Genomic DNA, 16,887 nt, shown 5'->3' on the forward strand with positions numbered 1-16,887 from the left:
GAGCTACTGGCGCGCTCCGTCCCTGCGCCCTCCAACACTGCGCCCTCCAACACTGCGCCCTCCAACAAATAGGCTTCGAAGGTCGCGCGGCCCGAGCCCGCGCAGGCTCGGCACCTGTACCGCACCGACGATGGACGGCACCGCGACGACGTGTGGCACGGCGAGGGTCGGCACTCCCGCGGCAACCGCTGAGCGCACCCCGGTGGGAGAGTCCTCGATGGCGACGCAGTCGCCGACTGCCACGCCGAGCGCTCGGGCCGCGGCGAGGTAGGGCTCGGGGTGCGGCTTGCCGTGCTCCACCTCGTCACCGGTGACCACCGCGGCGAAGGTCCCCTCGGGCAGCGCGGTCACGACCGCGTCGGCGAGCGACCGCCAGGACATGGTCACCAGGGCATTGGGCACCCCGGCCTCCCTCAGGCTGGTCAACAGCTCCACGGCCCCGGGCCGCCACGGAACGTGCTCGCTGACCTGGGCGATGACGCGCGTGAGCAGCTCCTCGATGATCTCGACGGGTTCCAGCGAGACAGGGCTGTTGTCCCGGATGAACTCTGCGGACACCATGAGGTCGTTGCCGACGAGCTGGTGGGCGTACTCGTCGCTCCAGATCCCGCCGGCCTCCTCGACGATCGCGTGTTCGGCGTTGATCCAGTAGGGCTCGGTGTCGACGAGCGTGCCGTCCATGTCCCAGAAGACCGCGGCCGGGAGACCGGTACCGACGGGCGACGAGTCCTCGGACGGAGCGGACGCGGGAGGCGGCATTGCGGGTGGCCTTCGTGGTGCGGGGATGGCGGCGCGCCCGACTATACGCAGCCGTGCAGAGGGCTCTGGACCACGGACCGTAGGCTGGACCTGGACCGAGCACCGGCAGCAGAGGCTGTGTGTTTTCAAGGAAGGAGCGGTGGTGATCGAACTCGAAGACGTCCCCGAGCTCAACAACCCCGTCGTGATTGCCGCGTTCGAGGGCTGGAACGACGCGGGCGAGGCTGCGACCGCGGCCGTCGACCACCTCGTCGACGTGTGGGACGCCGAGGCCATCGCAGCGCTGGACCCCGAGGAGTACTACGACTTCCAGGTCAACCGGCCCAGGGTTGTCCTCGAGGACGGCCGCCGACGGATCCACTGGCGGACCACCCGGATCCTCGTCGCACGCTCGGCCGGGCTGGACCGCGACGTGATCCTGATCCAGGGCATCGAGCCCTCCTTCCGCTGGCGGGCCTTCACCATCGAGCTCATGGAGTTCGCCCAGGAGGTGGGCGCGAGCACCGTGTTCACGCTCGGCGCGCTCATGGCGGACGTGGCCCACACCCGCCCGATCCCGGTGACCGCGACCTCCGACGACGACGACGTGATCCACCGCTTCGATCTCGAGCCGAGCCGCTACGAGGGGCCGACCGGCATCGTCGGGGTGCTGGCCGACGCCGCCACCCAGTCCGGGATGCAGTCGCTCTCGTGCTGGGCCGCGGTTCCGCACTACGCCGGGCACTCCCCCTCGCCGAAGGCCACCCTCGCGCTGATCTCGCGACTCGAGGAGCTGCTCGACGCGTCCATCCCGCACGGCGACCTGGCCGACGGTGCCAAGGCGTGGGAACGCGGCATCAACGAGCTCGCCGACACCGACGAGGAGGTCGCCGAGTACGTCCAGTCCCTCGAAGAGGCCCAGGACACCGCCGACCTGCCCGAGGCGAGCGGGGACGCGATCGCCCGCGAGTTCGAGCGCTACCTGCGTCGCCGCGGCCAGGAAGGGCCGGCCTGAGGCCGTCGACCGGCGACTCGGGCCGAGGCACCCGGTGGATCGCTGAACCGGACGCGCATCGTCCGGAACTGGATCTAGCCTCCTGACCATGGACATCCTGCTGATCGCCGGACTGTGGCTCGACGGATCCGCCTGGGACGATGTGGTCCCAGAGCTCGAGGCCCTCGGCCACCGCCCCCTGCCGCTCACCCTCCCCGGTCAGGGTGACGGTGCCGCGTCGGCCACCCTGGACGACCAGGTGGCAGCGGTGCTCAGCGCTGTGGACCTCGCCGCCGAGCCACCCCTGGTCGTTGGCCACTCCGCCGCCTGCACCCTCGCGTGGCTGGCGGCTGACGCCCGGCCGGACACGGTGGCCGGGATCGCCCTCATCGGCGGATTCCCGTCCGCCGACGGTGACGTCTACGCCGACTTCTTCGAGACCACGGACGGCGTCATGCCGTTCCCCGGCTGGGGGCCCTTCGAGGGAGCAGACTCGGCCGACCTCGATGAGGTGTCCCGGCGCACCTTCGAGGCTGCCTCGATCGCGGTCCCAGAGGGGGTGAGCAAGGGCGTGGTGCACCTGACGGACGAGCGGCGGTTCGACGTCCCGGTCGTGCTGGTGTGCCCCGAGTTCGACCCGGCGCAGGCCCGGGCGTGGATCGACGAGGGTGAGCTCCCCGAGCTCGCCAGGGCCAGGCACCTCGACCTGGTCGACATCGACTCGGGTCACTGGCCCATGCTCACCAGGCCGAAGGAGCTCGCCCAGCTCCTCGCGGCCGCCGCAACTGCTGCGACGGCCTGAAGCGGGCGCGGTCGAGCGCYCTCAGACCCGGATTCCGAGGATGGCGTCCAGGGCTCGGGCGAGCACCCCCGCCGCCGAGCTGTTGGTCCCGCCGCGGGTCAGCGTCTGCCTGGCCCACGCGTCCACGGCAGCCAGCGCGCCAGGGGTGTCGAGGTCCTCGGCCACGCGCGCGCGGATGGCCTCGACGGCATCGGCGGAGTCGGGTGCGCTGTTGACCGACAGGGCCGCGCGCCACGTCTCCAACCGTTCCTGCGCAGCGTCGAGCACGGCATCGGTCCACGACCACTCCGTGCGGTAGTGCTGGGCGAGCAGCGCCAGGCGGATGGCCATCGGGTCGACGCCGTCGGCGCGCAGCTTGGAGACGAGGACGAGGTTGCCCTTGGACTTGCTCATCTTCTGGCCGTCCAGACCCACCATCGCCTGGTGGGAGTAGGTCCGCGCGAAGGGCCGCTGGTCGGTCAGCACCACGGCCTGGGTCGCGCTCATCTCGTGGTGCGGGAAGATCAGGTCCGTACCACCACCTTGGACGTCGAAGGCCATGCCCAGGTGGTCGAGGGCGATCGCGGTGCACTCGATGTGCCAGCCGGGCCGCCCATCGGGCAGGCCGGCTACCGTCCAGGACGGTTCGCCCTCGCGGGCCGCCCGCCACAGCAGTGGGTCGAGCTGGTCGCGCTTGCCCGTGCGATCGGGATCCCCGCCTCGGTCGGCGAAGACCGCGAGCATCTCCTCGCGGCTCCAGTTGGACACGGCGCCGAAGCCTGCGTCCGTCGAGATGTCGAGGTAGAGGTCGTCTCCGTCGGACTCCGGGGTGTCGACCGAGTAGGCCGCACCCCGCTCGAGCAGTGCGCGGACGGCCGCGCCCACGGGTTCGATGCTCTCGACGACGCCGACGTAGTGGTCGGGAGGAATGACAGCCAGCGCGGTCATGTCCTCGCGGAAGAGCGAGATCTCTTGTGCGGCAAGGTCTTCCCACTTGATCCCGTCGCGCGTCGCTCGCTCGAGGAGCGGGTCGTCCACGTCGGTGATGTTCTGCACGTACTCGACGGAATGCCCCGCGTCACGCAGTGCCCGGCCGAGGATGTCGAACGTCACGTAGGTGGCGGCGTGCCCCATGTGCGTGGCGTCGTAGGGGGTGATCCCGCAGACGTACATCCGCGCGGTCGGCCCGGGCGTGATGGCGCGGACCGCCCCGGTCGCGGAGTCGAAGACCTGCACGGGGTGGCCGGTGCCGGGCACGGCGGGGAGGAAGGGCGTGGGCCAGGAGATCACAGCGGAAGCCTACGGGTGCCCCTCACAGCGGCGGCCACGGGATGGCCGGCCACTCACCGGAGGGCACTGGGTATGCCGCGTGGGCGAGCAGGCCCGCGCAGCGGGCCTCCAGGGCGGCAACCTCGGCCGGGGTCAGCAGTCCTGAGAGAGCGCGGTGCAGTGAGGAGGTCGCGTCCCGCAGGGAGTCTCGAACGGTGGTGATCCGGGACAGGTCCGGTGAGGACAGCGGCTGACCCGCGAATCCCCACAGCACCGTCCGCAGCTTGTCGTCCTGGTGCAGGCTCACGCCGTGGTCGAACCCGCGGAGACTCTCGCCCTCACGGACGAGGTGCGAACCCTTGCGGTCGGAGTTGTTGATCACCGCGTCGAAGGCCGCGACCCCCCGGACGTCCGCGCTGTCCTCGTGCACGACCACGACCGGTCTCCCGCGCTCGTCCTCGCCGCGGAGGACGGCCAGCCATCCCTCCGGAACGGCATGCGGCGCCACGACGTCGACGACGTACTCCGGCTGGGTCTGGGGGTCGCCGACCCACCGCTGCACCGATCCGGGACCACGGGGCCCGTCGCGCAGCACCGTCTCGGGCACCACGGCCCACCCACCCGCGGCGCTGATCAGGTGGGCGGCCACCTCGCGGGCCGCCAGCGACCCGTCGGGGAAGTCCCACAGGGGGCGCTCGCCCGCGATGGGTTTGTAGATGGCCAGCGGTCCCTCATCGTCCTCGAGTCGGACGAGCAGGGCCAGGTTGGAGGCGTCGGCCAACGCCCCGAGCACCACCAGGTCTGCGCGCGCCAGGAGGTCGAGGGTGACCGACGAGCCGCCTGCTGGCTGGGTCAGCGCTTGTAGCCGTTCGCGCGGGGGCAGATGTGCCCCTCTGGCTCGAGCGGGCCACCACAGAACGGGCAGGGCGGGCGCCCGGCGGAGACGACCGACTGGGCCCGACGCGCGAAGGCCCGAGCCCTGGACGGGGAGAGCACCACTCGCACCTGTCGAGGCTCCTCGGTCAGGATCTCCGGGTCGACGCCGGCCTCCGGGTCGTCCGGGTCACGGTCGAGGCACTCGATGACCACCACGTGCCGCGCGTCATCCCAGGCCAGGCTCAGCGCGGTGACACGGAACTCGTCCTCGATCGGGGTGTCAAGCGGTGCGTTGTCGACCACCTCGGCTGCTGCATGGTCGCCCCCCTCACCCGCGGCGTAGCTGTCGAGCAGGTCGTTGATGCGGTCGGCGAGGACGGACACCTGCTGCTTCTCCAGTGACACACTGGTCAGCCGGCGTCCCTCGCTGGCCTGGAGGAAGAAGGTGCGTTGCCCCGGCGGGCCGACGGTGCCGGCGACGAACCGGTCCGGTGGATCAAACTCGACGAGCCCCATGCCAAAACTCTAACCGGCTCCCCCGCCGACCGGCGCGTCGCCCGTGGCCGGAGCCTCCGGAGTCGGCTGGAACCGGGTCAGGTCGGGGGTCACGTCGTTGGCCGTCAGCAAGAAGGTGTGCCGACCGCCGTACCGCACGGCCGAGACCGAGGCGGGATCAGCGGTGTAGCTCTGGAAGCGGGCGAGACCGGACCCGGTCGCGTCGGCCAGGACCGCCTTGAGCAGGTCACCGTGGGTCACGGCCACCCACAGTCCGGAGTCGCCCGACACCTCGCCCACCTCCGTGTCGTGGCGCCTCACGGCCGCCACGACGCGGTCACTCATGGCGCGAAGGCTCTCGCCGGCATACCGGTCGTCGTCGGGGAACTGGGCCGTCTCGGGAGCATCCTGGACGGTTGCCCACAACGGCTCCTTCGCCAGCTCTCCAAGGGGTCGCCCGGTCCACGCCCCGTAGCCGCACTCCTGGAGGTCGTCGTCCACGGTGACCTCGACACCGACCGCCGCGGCAAGCGGTGCCGCGGTCTCGAGGCAGCGTTCCAGCGGACTGCTCACCACCCGCGCGACGGGCAGGCCGCGGAACCGTTCCGCGAGGGTGTCGGCCTGCTCACGACCGCGGTCGGTGAGGTGTATGCCGGGCAGCCGGCCGGCGAGGATGCCCTCACCGTTGGCGCTGGAGTGGCCGTGACGGACCAGCAGGACGGTGGGCACCTGCGCACTCTACGGCGCGGTGTCCACCTTGACGGGCGGGTTGCTCGCCCACCCGTCCCGGACGTGGTGAAGTAGGGCCGTGATCGTCGACCAAGCCATCTACCGCCAGGGCCAACGGCTGCCGTGCGGCGACCTCAGTGACGCCTTGGACGAGCTGCGCGGTGGGGACGACCCCCACGCCTTCCTCTGGATCGGGCTCAAGAACCCCACCGACGCGGAGTTCGACCTCGTCAACGACGAGCTCAAGCTGCACCCGCTGGCCGTGGAGGACGCGGTCAAGGGCAACCAGCGACCCAAGGTGGAGCTCTACGACAACACGATCTTCGTGGTGATGAAGACGTTGCGCTACATCGAGGAGACCTCAGACATCGAGACCGGTGAGGTGATGCTCTTCGTCGGCGACAGGTTCGTGGTGACCGTGAGGCGGGGCGAGGCGAACCCGCTGGCGGGAGTGCGGCAGGGACTCGAGGCCAACACCGAGACGCTGCGTCACGGTGAGATCGCCGTGGTCCATGCGGTGATGGACAGCATCATCGACAACTACGTCTCCATCGATGCGGAGCTGCAGAAGGACCTCGAGGAGATCGAGGCCGCCGTCTTCTCCGGGTCCAGGTCGGCGAGCTCGACGACGATCTACCAGCTCAAGCGCGAGGTGCTGGAGTTCCGGCGCGCGGCGGTCCCCCTCGCCGCGCCACTGCGGATGCTGCACGACGGGTCGCGGTCACCGTTGCCCCACAAGGAGGTCAGGCTGCTGTTCCGCGACGTCGCGGACCACCTGCTGCGCGTGATCGACCATGTCGAGTCGTACGACCGGCTGCTCACCGACATCCTCAACGCCCACCTCGCACAGATCAGCGTGCAGCAGAACAGCGACATGCGGAAGATCTCCGCCTGGGTCGCCATCGCTGCCGTCCCCACGATGATCGCCGGCGTCTACGGCATGAACTTCGACAACATGCCCGAGCTGCGCTGGCAGTACGGCTACTTCATCGTCCTGGCCGTGATGGCGACGGCCTGCGTGGGGCTGTACCGGGCGTTCCGCAAGTCGGGCTGGCTGTGATCCCTCGCCTCAGGTGGCGGTCATCCAGCCCGCCGCGAGGACGACGAGGAGGACCAGGCCCAGGGCGATGCGGTACCAGACGAACGCCGTGATCTTGTTGCTGCTGACGAACTTCAGCAGCCAGGCGATCGAGGCATAGGCGACGACGAAGGACACCACGACGCCGAGGATGATCGGGCCGATGCCCAGCAGCCGGAGGTGGTCGGTCTCGCTGAGCAGCTCGAAGATGCCCGCGGCGGTCAAGGCAGGGATCGCCATGAAGAACGACAGGCGGGTCGCCGTCAGCCGGTCGAGTCCGCGGAACAGTCCCGCGGAGATCGTCGCACCCGACCGGGACACGCCGGGGACCAGGGAAGCGCACTGCACCAGGCCGATGACCACGCCGTCCATGAGGGTGACCTGTCCCTCCCCGCGCTCGACCCCCTGGTGGGTGAGCATCGTGTGGCGGCTCTCGGCCAGCCACATCACGGCACTCCAGACGATGAGCGCGACCGCGACCACCCAGAGGCTGCGCAGGTCGCCACTGATCAGGTCCTTGGCCCCGAAGCCGACGATGCCCACGGGGATCGACCCCACGATGACGGCCCAGGCCAGCTGGTAGTCGTGGTGGGCCCTGGCCGGTGCGCTCACCAGGCCGGAGAACCACGCCACGAGCAGCCGGACGATGTCCTTGCCGAAGTACAGCAGTGTGGCGACGATCGCCCCGAGCTGGATCACTGCCGTGTAGGCGGTCACACCCGGGTCGTCGACCGTCAGGCCGAGGAGCTTCTCGGTGATCGTCAGGTGTCCCGTGGAGGAGACCGGGAGGAACTCGGTCAGCCCCTCCACGATGCCGAGGATGAGGGCGTCGAGATAGCTCAGGGTCAACGGTCTGCTTTCGCGCTAGGGAGGCGGTCAGGCCTCGGGAGGCGGTGCGGCGCCGAGGTCAGAGGCCAGTCTCCCCCATCAGCTCGGCCATGGTTCGCACGACATGCAGCCGGTCCTCCAGCCCTCCCGCGAAGGGTGCGATCGAGAGCGAGCCGACCCCCACGTCCGAGTAGCGGGACAGCCGGTCACGGATGCGGTCGCGCGAGCCGATGAGGGCGGTGGCGTCGATGAACTCGAAGGGCACCGCGGCTGCGGCATCGCGGTGCTGCTTGGCCAGGAAGAGGTCCTGCACCCGTGCCGCAGCCTCCTCGAACCCCATTCGCACTGCCAGCTGGTTGTAGAAGTTCTGCTCCCGCGAACCCATCCCACCGATGTAGAGAGCGGCGTAGGGGCGGATCGCGTCGGCTGCCGCCTCGACGTCGTCGGAGATCACGACGGGTACCGACGGAGCGATGTCGAAACCCTCGAGCGGGTTGTCGTCGGTCCCCCGGCCGGCGCGCCTGCGGCCGGTCATCACGGACTGCACCAGGTCGCCGGAGTGCTCGGGGCTGAAGAAGATCGCGTGCCACCCGTCGGCCACCTCCCCCGCGAGCTCGAGGTTCTTCGGTCCCACGGCCGCGAGGTAGATCGGAAGATCGGGACGCGGCGGGTGGATGGTCAGCTTGAGGGCCTTGCCGGGGCCGTCGGCGACCGGGAGCGTGAAGTGCTTCCCGGCATACGCCAGGCTCTCCCGTCGCAGCGCCATCCGGACGATGTCGACGTACTCGCGCGTGCGCCCGAGTGGCGCCGCGAACGGAACCCCGTGCCACCCCTCGCTCACCTGCGGACCACTGACACCCAGACCCAGGCGGAAGCGGCCCTTGGACAGGGTGTCGAGCGTGGCCGCGGTCATCGCCGTCATGGCCGGGGTCCGGGCCGGGATCTGCATCACCGCCGCGCCGAGGTCGATCCGCTCCGTGAGGGCACCGATCCACGACAGCACCGTGGGGACGTCCGAGCCGTACGCCTCGGCAGCCCACGCCACGGCATACCCGAGGCGGTCGGCCTCCTGCGCGACCGCCACGTTGTCCTGGTCGACGCCCATGCCGAAGTAGCCGAGGTTCACACCGAGTTCCATGGGAGCGAGGTTAGCGGCGAGTGCGGCACGTCAGCCGGACGGCGGCCGACTACCGTACGGGACCATGCGCCAGCGACGAATGGGCTCCTCCGGACTCTCGGTGTCCCGCCTTGCCCTCGGAACCATGACCTGGGGCCGGACCACCGACGAGGAAGGCGCCCGCGAGCAGCTTCGCACCTTCCTCGACGCCGGGGGAAATCTCGTCGACACGGCACACGGTTACTCCGACGGCGCCTCGGAGGAAATCATCGGCCGCCTCATCGATGACGACGTCCAGCGGGAGGACCTGGTCATCTGCACCAAGTCCGGCATCTCCCGCCGTTCCGGGAACCGCGTCGTCGACACCTCAAGGCACAGCCTGCTCAGCCAGCTGGACACCTCGCTCGAACGGCTCGGGACCGACCACGTCGACCTCTGGCTGGTCCACACGTGGTCGGACGAGGCACCGCTGACCGAGACGTTGTCGGCGCTGGAATGGGCGGTCAACACCGGCCGGGCGCGCTACGTCGGAGTGTCGAACTTCAGTGGGTGGCAGGTGGCCCGGGCGATGTCGCTGCTCGAGCAGGCACGAGTCCCGTTGGTGGCCAACGAGGTCGAGTACTCCCTGGCCAACCGCAGCGCCGAGCCCGACCTCCTGGCCGCCGCCCAGGCGCTGGGGTTCGGGCTGCTCCCCTGGTCCCCGCTGGGCCGGGGTGTGCTGACCGGCAAGTACCGAAACGGGGTGCCCGCGGACTCCCGTGCGGCCTCGCGTGACTTCCCCCGGTTCACCGCGCGCTATCTCGACGACCGCAGCACCGGCATCGTCGAGGCGCTGGCCATCGCAGCCAAGGGGCTGGAGGTCAGCCTCACCGAGATCGCCCTCGCCTGGGTGCGTGACCGGCCGGGCGTGGTCAGCCCCGTCGTCGGCGCCCGGACCACGGCGCAGCTGCGCACCTCGCTCGCCAGCGAGTCCCTCGAGCTCCCCGACGAGCTGGTCGCCGCGTTGGACGAGATCTCAGCCTGAGCCGCAGGGGTCAGGACTCGTCGTAGTCCGCGTCGTCCAGACCTGAGTAGACGCCGCCGTCGCCATCCTCGTCGGGGTGGTCGTCGAGCTCCTCGTCATCCGAGTCGTCGTCCGAGTCGTCGTCCTCGTCGTCCTCGTCGTCCTCGTCCTCGTCGTCGTCGTCGTCGTCATCGTCGCCGTCGTAGATGTCGAGCGGCGTCATCTCGCCGTACGCCTGCAGGAGGGCGTCGTCGTAGGACGCGAACGCGTCGGCCAGGTCGTCGTAGGCCGCGATGACCGTCGGGTCTTCCTCGCCCCGCTTGGAGGCCGATGCCTCGAGGTGCCGCTCGAAAGCAGTCATGAGGTTGGCCAGCGCGCCACGCGGGTCTGCGGTCATGGCTCGACGGTATCGGGTTCTGCGGCAAAATGGCGCACGATGGTTGAGTACGAGTACCGCGTGGTGAGCTTCACCCGAACAGATTCGCGATCCGACATTCGTCGGACGTTGACCGAGCACGCCGAGTACGGCCACTGGGAGCTGCACCGCACCCGGATCTACCTGGGTGGTCTGCAACGGAGTTGGTTGCGGCGCAAGATCATCCGGGCACCTCGCCCACTCTGACAAGGCCCGCAGACAGTCGGGGACGACCTGTCGGTCAGGCGTTCTGGGTGCCCGGCGCGCGGTCGTCGACAAGGCCGTGGGCCTTGCGGAGGAAGGCGATCCCGAGGGCGATCAACCCCCCGGCCAGCAGCAGCGTGGGCGCGAGGTCGGTGCCCGTGAAAGCGAGCAACCCAGAGGTCCCAGCCCCCGCGCCGTTTCCGGTCGGGTTCGCCGTGGTGGCTGCTGCGCTGGTGGTGCCGCCACTGGATGTCCCGGATGTGCCGACAGCCGCTCCGGCCGGGCACGGCACGAGCAGCCGGTCGACGGGCAGCCCGACAGCCCTGAGCTGGTCCAGGAGGTCCTGGTCGAGCACGACGATCGTCGTGCGGGCCGGCACGCCCGCACTGGTGAGCCGCACGCAGGCCCCCAGCAGGTCGCGCACGGTGACGTCCGCCCCCACGACGGTGTCGTCGTCCGCCGCGGGGGCTGCGCCGACGCGCGCCACCGAGGTGCTGCTGTCCGGTGCCGACGAGCTCGTCCCAGGCCCGGTGCCCGGCTGCGTGCTCGGCTGCGAACCGGTGCCGGATCCGGTGCCCGAAGGACTCTCCAGGGCGCCCTTGACGGTACCGACGACCCCGGTCACCGGGGTCGGGTCGGAGGGCAGCGGTGCCGGCACCAGGCTGGCTGCGGTGTCGCCCACCGTGCCGACAGGCGCAGGTGCCACCTCGGTGGCTGCGCCGGCGCCGCTCTGCCCGAGGACACCGACACCCGCCGTCAGGGCGAGGACCGCCCCGAGCCGAGCAATGCCACTGATCCGTTGACCAGTCCCCATGACCGTCCGCCCTTCGAGTGTGTCCGCTACGGACTGCTCAACGACGGCCTGGCCTGCCGGGATACGGCCGCAGAGGGGGATTTGTGGGAGGTCAGCAGGTTGCGATGAAGCGCTGGAGCACCTTGGTCCCGAACTCGAGCGCCGAGACCGGCACCCTCTCGTCGATGCCGTGGAACATCGGCGCGAAGTCGAGGTCTGCGGGCAGCTGCAGCGGGGCGAAGCCGTACCCGGTGATGCCGAGCGTGCTCAGCGCCTTGTTGTCGGTGCCCCCGGACAGGCAGTAGGGCAGCACCTCGGCGCCGGGGTCCTCGGCGAGCAGAGCCGCCTTCATCGCCTCGACGAGGGGGCCCTCGAAGGGGGCGTCGAGCGCGATGTCACGGTGGACGACCTCGACCTCCACGTGCTCGCCCGCGAGCTCGCGAATGGTGTCGAGGAGGTCGTCGTCGTGACCCGGCAGGAACCGGCAGTCGAGCGAGGCGCAGGCGCTCTGCGGGATGACGTTGTGCTTGTACCCCGCCTCGGCCATGGTGAAGTTCGCCGTGTCCTGCAACGTCCCGCGCACGAACCCCTGAGCGCCCCCGAGGTGGTCGAGCAGCTCGTCGAGGTCCTCGTCCGAGTAGGACGTGCCGGTCAGGGCGGACAGGCCGTCGAGGAGCTCGCGCACCGAGGCGATGTACTCCCGGGGCCACTTGTGCTCGTTGATGCGGGTGATGGCTTCGGCCAGGCGCACCAGGGCGTTCTCGTCGTTGGGGACCGAGCCGTGCCCCGCACGGCCGTGGGCGGTCAGGCGCAGCCAGAGGATGCCCTTCTCCGCCGTCTGCACCAGGTAGGCCCGGGTGTCGCCGCCTGCCGTCGGCACCGTGACGCTGTAGCCACCGACCTCCGAGACCGCTTCCGTCACACCCTCGAAGAGCTCCGGGTGGTGGTCGACCACGTAGTGGCTTCCCTTCACACCGCCGGCCTCCTCGTCGGCGAAGAAGGCGAAGACGATGTCGCGCGGCGGTTTGGCGCCGCGGCGGGCCAGGTCGCGGATGTTGGCCAGGATCATGGCGTCCATGTCCTTCATGTCGACCGCGCCACGACCCCAGATGCAGCCGTCCCTGAGCTCGGCCGCGAGCGGGTCGACCTGCCAGTCGGCGGCGTTGGCCGGGACGACGTCCAGGTGACCGTGGATGCACAGGGCAGGGCGGTCGCGGTCCTCGCCCTCGATCCGGACGACGACGCTGGTGCGTCCCGGGTCGCTCTCGATGACGGTGGGCTCGAGGCCCACCTCGCGCAGCTGGGCCACGACGTACTCGGCGGCCTCGCGCTCGCCGGGTCCGCTGCCGTCGCCGTAGTTGGTGCTGTCGATCCGGATCAGGTCACGACACAGGCGCACGACCTCGTCGACGGGAGTGGTGGCGGACTCGGTGACCTGGCTCATGCCGTCCAGACTAAGCGCCTTGGGTATGCCGCGCGGCTGGCAGTTCTGCGGGATCCGTTGGGGGCTGGGCCGTTTGGGAGAAGAGGTGGGCTGCGTGCTATCGTTCCGGGTCGCAGCAGGCGCTCCCCAAGGGGCCTGCTCAGCACCTTGTCCGGGTGGCGGAATGGCAGACGCGCTAGCTTGAGGTGCTAGTGCCCTTAACGGGCGTGGGGGTTCAAGTCCCCCTCCGGACACCAACGAAGAACGACCCCGACACGCTCCGTCGTCGGGGTCGTTCTCTGTCCTGTGAGCAGGCTGCCCCTCCGGACACCGTCAACGTCGCCCGATCAGCTCGGTCAGCACCTCGGTCGAGTCGCTGATGATCCCCGAGACGCCGATGGCGATCATGCGATCCAGGGTCGGGACGTCCTTGACCGGCCACGTCATGAGCAGGTCAACCCGGTTCCGAAGTCGGCTGACTGTCTCGGCGTCGAGCATGTCCTGGTGCACCGACAGTCCTGCGGGCAGCGCCCCGGACTCCGACTCCAGGAGCCTCAGCAGCCGGGCCAGCTCGCCCTTCGTGCGCGCCGACAGCACTGGACGGACATACGGCAGGACCGACACCGCGTCGACGGACGGCCAGTGACGACCGCAGACCAGCACGTCGCGGCGGTGCCCTCCCCCATGGATCAGCTCGGCGACGGACCGGGCCGCAGATGCTCGGCGTCCCTTGAGGTCGAGCATGAACGTCACGTCGTGACGTCCTGCGTCCAGGAGCTCGTCCAGACCGAGGCGGGGTGCGGAGGCCGATGCGAGCTCCCACCTGTCCCAGAGAAAGGGCAACGGGCCGGCCGTCTTGAGGTGGCGCACCTCCAGCCGACCCCGATACTCGTGGACGTCACATTCGACGACGTCCACGCCGAGGAGGTTCGCCTGGTGAAGGCCCGCCAGCGAGTTGCCGGCACGGTGGGCCACGGCGAGCGGAGTCATCGGTGCGGGGCGGCCACCATGCCGGCGCCCCGGCGGCCCACGGGCACAGACCGTTCCTCCGCGTCGGGGTGGCCCCGCGCCCGCCCGCGGCGGCGGGCGAGAAGGCGCGCCACGGCATACCCGATGAGGGCAAGCCCGATCCCGGCCGGGACGTCGACGAGGTAGTGGTTGCCCGTCGCGACCACCGCGTACGCCATGAGGACGGGTAGCACCGCGCCTACCATGCGCAGCACGGGGCTCGAGGCCGCGGCGACGATCGCGAGGCCGACGAGCAGATCCCAGCCGACGTGAAGACTGGGCATGGCGGCGTACTGGTTGACGAACATCGGGGGCTGGAGCACGCGATAGGCGGACGACTGCTGGGTCACGGTGTCCATGACGCCCAGGTCGGTCAGGCGCGGCGGGGCCAAGGGGTACGTCACGAAGACCACCATCCCCAGGAGTCCGGACACGAGCATCGCGTCACGCAGCCGCTGGAAGGTCTCTCGGTGGTGCCAGACCAGCCACACCATCGTGGCGACGATGACCGGCCAGTGGCCCCAGATGTACACCCAGTTCGCGAGGGTGGCCAGGGCCGGCCACCTGCGCACCGGCGCCTGCCACGCGCCCTCGACCTGCACCCCCCACTGCCTCTCGAACGCGACGACATCGCCGGCGTGCTCCCGTGCGAGCTGACCGGAGTCGACGGTGAGGCCGCGCACGCCGAAGTAGGTGACAACCCCCAACCCCACCAGGCACACCTGGAGCATCACCCACCTGCGACGACCCGAGGCGCCCTGAGGTCTCGACCGAGTGGGCATGGCGACGACCTCCTCTGCTCTGGAGGGTAAGTCATTCTGCGCTCATGGGGCTCCCCCACTTGCATGGCCCTCCGCATCGGGCGCGCGTCGCGATCGTGCGGACCCAGGCCGCCGTGACTCAGGCTGGGACGGCGAGGCCGGCCGTCTTCCGTGCCCGACGGGTGAGCAGGAGGCTCACGCCCCCGAGGACCAGAGCGGGAAGCCAGGCCAGGRCTGCCTTGAGGGTCACCGCTGCGGTCGCCGCCATCCAGGGCATTCCGAGCGCCACCAACGCCACGACCAGGGCGCCGTCTCGCGGGCTGGCCCCCTGGGGGCCGGGGAGGATTCCCGCGACCTGGGTGGCTCCGAACGCCCCGAGCAGGACCAGCGGCGAGACGCTGTGCCCGGTTGCCGTCACGGTGCCGACCAGCAGCGCGGCGATGGTGAGCTGGTATGCCGCGGACAGGAGCAACCCGTAGGCCAGCGCCTTCGGGCGGGGAAGGGTGACTCTCGGAAGCAGACCGGGACGGATCCGCTGAAGGGCGAGCAGGCCCCCAGCGGCCACCACGAGCACGACGAGGGCGACCACCAGTGCGCGCACCGGCAGCGCCGCCCCTGCCAGGACGACGAAGGCGGCGAGCCCGATGGCCCCGACGACCCGGTCGCTTGCCACGCTCGTGATGGAGTCGCCGCGGGGGATGCCTGCGTGCGTCAGTCGGTGGATGCGCCATGCGTCAGCGCCCACGTGGCCGGGGGTGAGCAGGCCCAGGAGCTCGGATTCGGCGTACGCCCGCAGGTGCCAGCGTCGCGTGAACCCAGCAGGCGTGAGCGCACGCCAGCGCAGGGCACAGAGGAGGTACTTGCCGATCACCCAGGGCAACAGACCGATGAGCGCAGGCCAGAGGTTGATCTCAGGCAGCTGCGGAAGGGTCAGCGCGGGGACGCCCACAGCGACCACGATGCCGATCACCAGAAGGGCACGCGAGGTGGCCAGGGCATGCAGACGCTGACGTATCACACGTGCCTCCCGGGAGCACTTCGCCGCCGGCTAGGAGACGCGTTGTGGTAGTGGACAGCACCCAGTGTGCGGCATAGCAGCCGTGATTTGGGCCTTGCGGCCCACCCAATGGTCCTTTTTCGGAGGATTCTTCGTCGCATGACCGAGCACGACGGGTCAGAAGTCCACGCCGTAGATCGGGAGCATGAGCGGTGCGCGCTGGGTGCTCCGCTTGGCCTCTGCCAGGAGTGTCGGGACGTCGCCGTTGAACCTGTTGACGCCCAGGGCCATGCAGACCAGCATCATCTCGACCGACCTCAGCGGCTGCGTCCACTTGAGCAGGATCGCTGCGGGAAGCGTGTGACGCATGGCCTCGATCTGGGAGAAGGTGGCGCGGTCGCCGCGGAACGACCCCCCTTGGACGAGCACCGCCCCCGCCGCACCGACGAGCGCTGTGCACGCCGTCATCTGCTCCTTGGAGGCGTTCGTCGTGTCGATCAACACCCTGACCTTGCCGGCCTGAGGCGTCACGGCCTCGACGACGGCATCGACCTGCTCGGCGATCAGGTGCAGGCACTCGTCCTCGCGCCCGGGGGCGACGATCAACGCGACCTCTGCGGCGCCGACGGACACCAGCTGCATGGCTTCTGCAGCGAGGTCGACGGGGTCATGGTGCTGCGACGACTTGTCGTGGAAGGCCAGAGCCGTCACCGGCGCCGTGCCGGTCCCAGTGAGCCTGCGGGCGGCGGTGGCCACGTCCTCCGGGCGACACAGGACCGCGGCAAGCCCGACCTCGGCGGCATAGTCGCATCCCCGCCTGAGCTCCCCCTGGTCGACCTCAGGGCCGTGCAGTCGGTGTTCCAGCGCCCCGGCGAGGGACTCGCGGGTCACCACCTCGCGGTCCAGCTGAACCCGCGTCCGAAGCCATGCCGTGTCCAGTGCGAGCACGCGTCACCCTTCCGTCCGGGGGCCCCGGGAACGGTCCGCCTGCCACCGTTTCAGGGGTTTTGCCCCTGAATGTACAGCTCAGACGGGTGTTCGTGCGCGCTGAGCGTCCAGCGGAGTCAGCTCGCTTCGCTCACGAGCGCGGTCTGCATCAGCGCGAGGTGGCTCAGCCGTCGCTGCCGGCCATCGCCGGTGCTCCGACCCCGCACCAGCCGGCGACGCAGCTCGTTCACCAGCTCCTGGTTCGTCACGAACCGCAGGACGAACGTGGGCTCACCCTCCTGGTTCTTCGGCAGCCCGCACGCGACCCCGGCAGCCACCACCAGCTGCCGGTAGGGCAGGTCCAGAGCCTTCGACAGCCGCGCCAGCGTCGACTCGTCAGGCATCGCGGCCAGCTGCTCCGGCCCGACCAGGGTGACGACCAGCTCCGCGC

20 protein-coding genes and 1 tRNA gene are annotated in these 16,887 nt (G+C 70.2%); 6 read left to right on the forward strand and 15 right to left on the reverse strand.

The window, feature by feature from the left end; genetic code table 11:
• Positions 1–3: 3 nt before the first annotated feature.
• A complete protein-coding gene (locus tag AC1DVZ_RS07955; protein WP_477617646.1) occupies positions 4–759 on the reverse strand; it encodes an HAD family hydrolase in 756 nt (251 codons plus the stop codon).
• 142 nt (positions 760–901) lie between these two features.
• On the opposite strand from AC1DVZ_RS07955, the gene AC1DVZ_RS07960 reads away from it, so the two are divergent.
• Complete coding sequence (locus AC1DVZ_RS07960) at positions 902–1,753, forward strand: PAC2 family protein (RefSeq protein ID WP_477617647.1); 852 nt, start codon at positions 902–904, stop codon at positions 1,751–1,753.
• Between the two features lie 88 nt (positions 1,754–1,841).
• Entirely contained in the window at positions 1,842–2,534 is a 693-nt protein-coding gene (locus AC1DVZ_RS07965) for an alpha/beta fold hydrolase (RefSeq protein WP_477617648.1), read from the forward strand.
• Positions 2,535–2,555: 21 nt separating this feature from the next.
• On the opposite strand, the gene mshC is transcribed toward AC1DVZ_RS07965, so the two are convergent.
• From mshC to AC1DVZ_RS07985, 4 genes are read right to left on the reverse strand one after another with little or no spacing between them, the layout of a single operon-like run.
• Positions 2,556–3,803, reverse strand: a complete 1,248-nt coding sequence (mshC, locus tag AC1DVZ_RS07970) for a cysteine--1-D-myo-inosityl 2-amino-2-deoxy-alpha-D-glucopyranoside ligase (protein WP_477617649.1) — start codon at positions 3,801–3,803, stop codon at positions 2,556–2,558.
• Positions 3,804–3,825: 22 nt separating this feature from the next.
• Entirely contained in the window at positions 3,826–4,698 is an 873-nt protein-coding gene (locus AC1DVZ_RS07975; protein ID WP_477617666.1) for an SCO1664 family protein, read from the reverse strand.
• A complete protein-coding gene (locus tag AC1DVZ_RS07980) occupies positions 4,635–5,174 on the reverse strand; it encodes a DUF3090 domain-containing protein (protein WP_477617650.1) in 540 nt (179 codons plus the stop codon). The genes AC1DVZ_RS07975 and AC1DVZ_RS07980 overlap by 64 nt, the downstream gene beginning before the upstream one ends.
• A gap of 9 nt (positions 5,175–5,183) precedes the next feature.
• Complete coding sequence (locus tag AC1DVZ_RS07985; protein ID WP_477617651.1) at positions 5,184–5,882, reverse strand: MSMEG_4193 family putative phosphomutase; 699 nt, start codon at positions 5,880–5,882, stop codon at positions 5,184–5,186.
• A gap of 79 nt (positions 5,883–5,961) precedes the next feature.
• Here AC1DVZ_RS07985 and corA point away from each other — a divergent pair, with 79 nt between their 5' ends.
• Positions 5,962–6,942 (forward strand): magnesium/cobalt transporter CorA, encoded by a 981-nt coding sequence (corA, locus tag AC1DVZ_RS07990; protein ID WP_477617652.1) that lies wholly within the window; start codon positions 5,962–5,964, stop codon positions 6,940–6,942.
• A gap of 9 nt (positions 6,943–6,951) precedes the next feature.
• Here the strand turns inward: corA and AC1DVZ_RS07995 are convergent, their stop codons facing one another.
• Together AC1DVZ_RS07995 and AC1DVZ_RS08000 are read right to left on the reverse strand one after the other, a co-directional pair.
• Positions 6,952–7,809 (reverse strand): undecaprenyl-diphosphate phosphatase, encoded by an 858-nt coding sequence (locus AC1DVZ_RS07995; protein ID WP_477617653.1) that lies wholly within the window; start codon positions 7,807–7,809, stop codon positions 6,952–6,954.
• A gap of 58 nt (positions 7,810–7,867) precedes the next feature.
• Positions 7,868–8,926 carry an LLM class F420-dependent oxidoreductase gene (locus AC1DVZ_RS08000; RefSeq protein WP_477617654.1) on the reverse strand — a complete coding sequence of 353 codons (1,059 nt, stop codon included), beginning with the start codon at positions 8,924–8,926 and terminating at the stop codon, positions 7,868–7,870.
• A gap of 64 nt (positions 8,927–8,990) precedes the next feature.
• Here AC1DVZ_RS08000 and AC1DVZ_RS08005 point away from each other — a divergent pair, with 64 nt between their 5' ends.
• Positions 8,991–9,929, forward strand: coding sequence for an aldo/keto reductase (locus AC1DVZ_RS08005; protein WP_477617655.1), 939 nt, complete (start codon positions 8,991–8,993; stop codon positions 9,927–9,929).
• A 10-nt stretch (positions 9,930–9,939) separates the two neighbouring features.
• Here the strand turns inward: AC1DVZ_RS08005 and AC1DVZ_RS08010 are convergent, their stop codons facing one another.
• Entirely contained in the window at positions 9,940–10,305 is a 366-nt protein-coding gene (locus AC1DVZ_RS08010; protein WP_477617656.1) for a hypothetical protein, read from the reverse strand.
• Positions 10,306–10,344: 39 nt separating this feature from the next.
• Between AC1DVZ_RS08010 and AC1DVZ_RS08015 the strand changes: the two genes are divergently transcribed.
• A complete protein-coding gene (locus tag AC1DVZ_RS08015; protein ID WP_477617657.1) occupies positions 10,345–10,530 on the forward strand; it encodes a DUF5703 family protein in 186 nt (61 codons plus the stop codon).
• A gap of 34 nt (positions 10,531–10,564) precedes the next feature.
• Here AC1DVZ_RS08015 and AC1DVZ_RS08020 read toward each other — a convergent pair whose 3' ends face one another.
• Both AC1DVZ_RS08020 and AC1DVZ_RS08025 read right to left on the reverse strand, forming a co-directional pair.
• The gene (locus AC1DVZ_RS08020; RefSeq protein ID WP_477617658.1) at positions 10,565–11,341 is read right to left on the reverse strand and encodes a hypothetical protein; all 777 of its coding nucleotides are present in this window, start codon (positions 11,339–11,341) and stop codon (positions 10,565–10,567) included.
• 91 nt (positions 11,342–11,432) lie between these two features.
• Positions 11,433–12,764, reverse strand: coding sequence for a M20/M25/M40 family metallo-hydrolase (locus AC1DVZ_RS08025; protein WP_477617659.1), 1,332 nt, complete (start codon positions 12,762–12,764; stop codon positions 11,433–11,435).
• 149 nt (positions 12,765–12,913) lie between these two features.
• Here AC1DVZ_RS08025 and AC1DVZ_RS08030 point away from each other — a divergent pair.
• Positions 12,914–13,000 (forward strand) — tRNA-Leu (locus AC1DVZ_RS08030).
• A 76-nt stretch (positions 13,001–13,076) separates the two neighbouring features.
• Here the strand turns inward: AC1DVZ_RS08030 and AC1DVZ_RS08035 are convergent.
• From AC1DVZ_RS08035 to AC1DVZ_RS08055, 5 genes are all read right to left on the reverse strand, one after another.
• The gene (locus tag AC1DVZ_RS08035; RefSeq protein WP_477617660.1) at positions 13,077–13,733 is read right to left on the reverse strand and encodes a glycerophosphodiester phosphodiesterase; all 657 of its coding nucleotides are present in this window, start codon (positions 13,731–13,733) and stop codon (positions 13,077–13,079) included.
• Positions 13,730–14,533, reverse strand: a complete 804-nt coding sequence (locus AC1DVZ_RS08040; RefSeq protein WP_477617661.1) for a phosphatase PAP2 family protein — start codon at positions 14,531–14,533, stop codon at positions 13,730–13,732. Before AC1DVZ_RS08040 ends, AC1DVZ_RS08035 begins: the two co-directional genes overlap by 4 nt.
• Positions 14,534–14,651: 118 nt before the next feature.
• Positions 14,652–15,530 carry a lysylphosphatidylglycerol synthase domain-containing protein gene (locus AC1DVZ_RS08045; RefSeq protein ID WP_477617662.1) on the reverse strand — a complete coding sequence of 293 codons (879 nt, stop codon included), beginning with the start codon at positions 15,528–15,530 and terminating at the stop codon, positions 14,652–14,654.
• A gap of 156 nt (positions 15,531–15,686) precedes the next feature.
• Positions 15,687–16,457, reverse strand: a complete 771-nt coding sequence (locus tag AC1DVZ_RS08050; RefSeq protein ID WP_477617663.1) for a hypothetical protein — start codon at positions 16,455–16,457, stop codon at positions 15,687–15,689.
• Between the two features lie 116 nt (positions 16,458–16,573).
• A partial coding sequence (locus AC1DVZ_RS08055) for a hypothetical protein (protein WP_477617664.1) occupies positions 16,574–16,887 on the reverse strand: 314 nt, incomplete at its 5' end.

The sequence above is a fragment of the Pedococcus sp. P2_E5 genome (assembly GCF_056403895.1).

Excerpts from the sequence above, each read along its gene's own strand:
- AC1DVZ_RS07965 (WP_477617648.1), top strand. The coding sequence starts at position 1,842 with ATGGACATCCTGCTGATCGCCGGACTGTGGCTCGACGGATCCGCCTGG.
- AC1DVZ_RS08035 (WP_477617660.1), bottom strand. The coding sequence starts at position 13,733 with ATGACTCCGCTCGCCGTGGCCCACCGTGCCGGCAACTCGCTGGCGGGC.
- AC1DVZ_RS08005 (WP_477617655.1), top strand. The coding sequence starts at position 8,991 with ATGCGCCAGCGACGAATGGGCTCCTCCGGACTCTCGGTGTCCCGCCTT.
- AC1DVZ_RS08015 (WP_477617657.1), top strand. The coding sequence starts at position 10,345 with ATGGTTGAGTACGAGTACCGCGTGGTGAGCTTCACCCGAACAGATTCG.
- AC1DVZ_RS08040 (WP_477617661.1), bottom strand. The coding sequence starts at position 14,533 with ATGCCCACTCGGTCGAGACCTCAGGGCGCCTCGGGTCGTCGCAGGTGG.
- AC1DVZ_RS08025 (WP_477617659.1), bottom strand. The coding sequence starts at position 12,764 with ATGAGCCAGGTCACCGAGTCCGCCACCACTCCCGTCGACGAGGTCGTG.
- AC1DVZ_RS07955 (WP_477617646.1), bottom strand. The coding sequence starts at position 759 with ATGCCGCCTCCCGCGTCCGCTCCGTCCGAGGACTCGTCGCCCGTCGGT.
- AC1DVZ_RS08010 (WP_477617656.1), bottom strand. The coding sequence starts at position 10,305 with ATGACCGCAGACCCGCGTGGCGCGCTGGCCAACCTCATGACTGCTTTC.
- AC1DVZ_RS08000 (WP_477617654.1), bottom strand. The coding sequence starts at position 8,926 with ATGGAACTCGGTGTGAACCTCGGCTACTTCGGCATGGGCGTCGACCAG.
- AC1DVZ_RS07980 (WP_477617650.1), bottom strand. The coding sequence starts at position 5,174 with ATGGGGCTCGTCGAGTTTGATCCACCGGACCGGTTCGTCGCCGGCACC.
- AC1DVZ_RS08020 (WP_477617658.1), bottom strand. The coding sequence starts at position 11,341 with ATGGGGACTGGTCAACGGATCAGTGGCATTGCTCGGCTCGGGGCGGTC.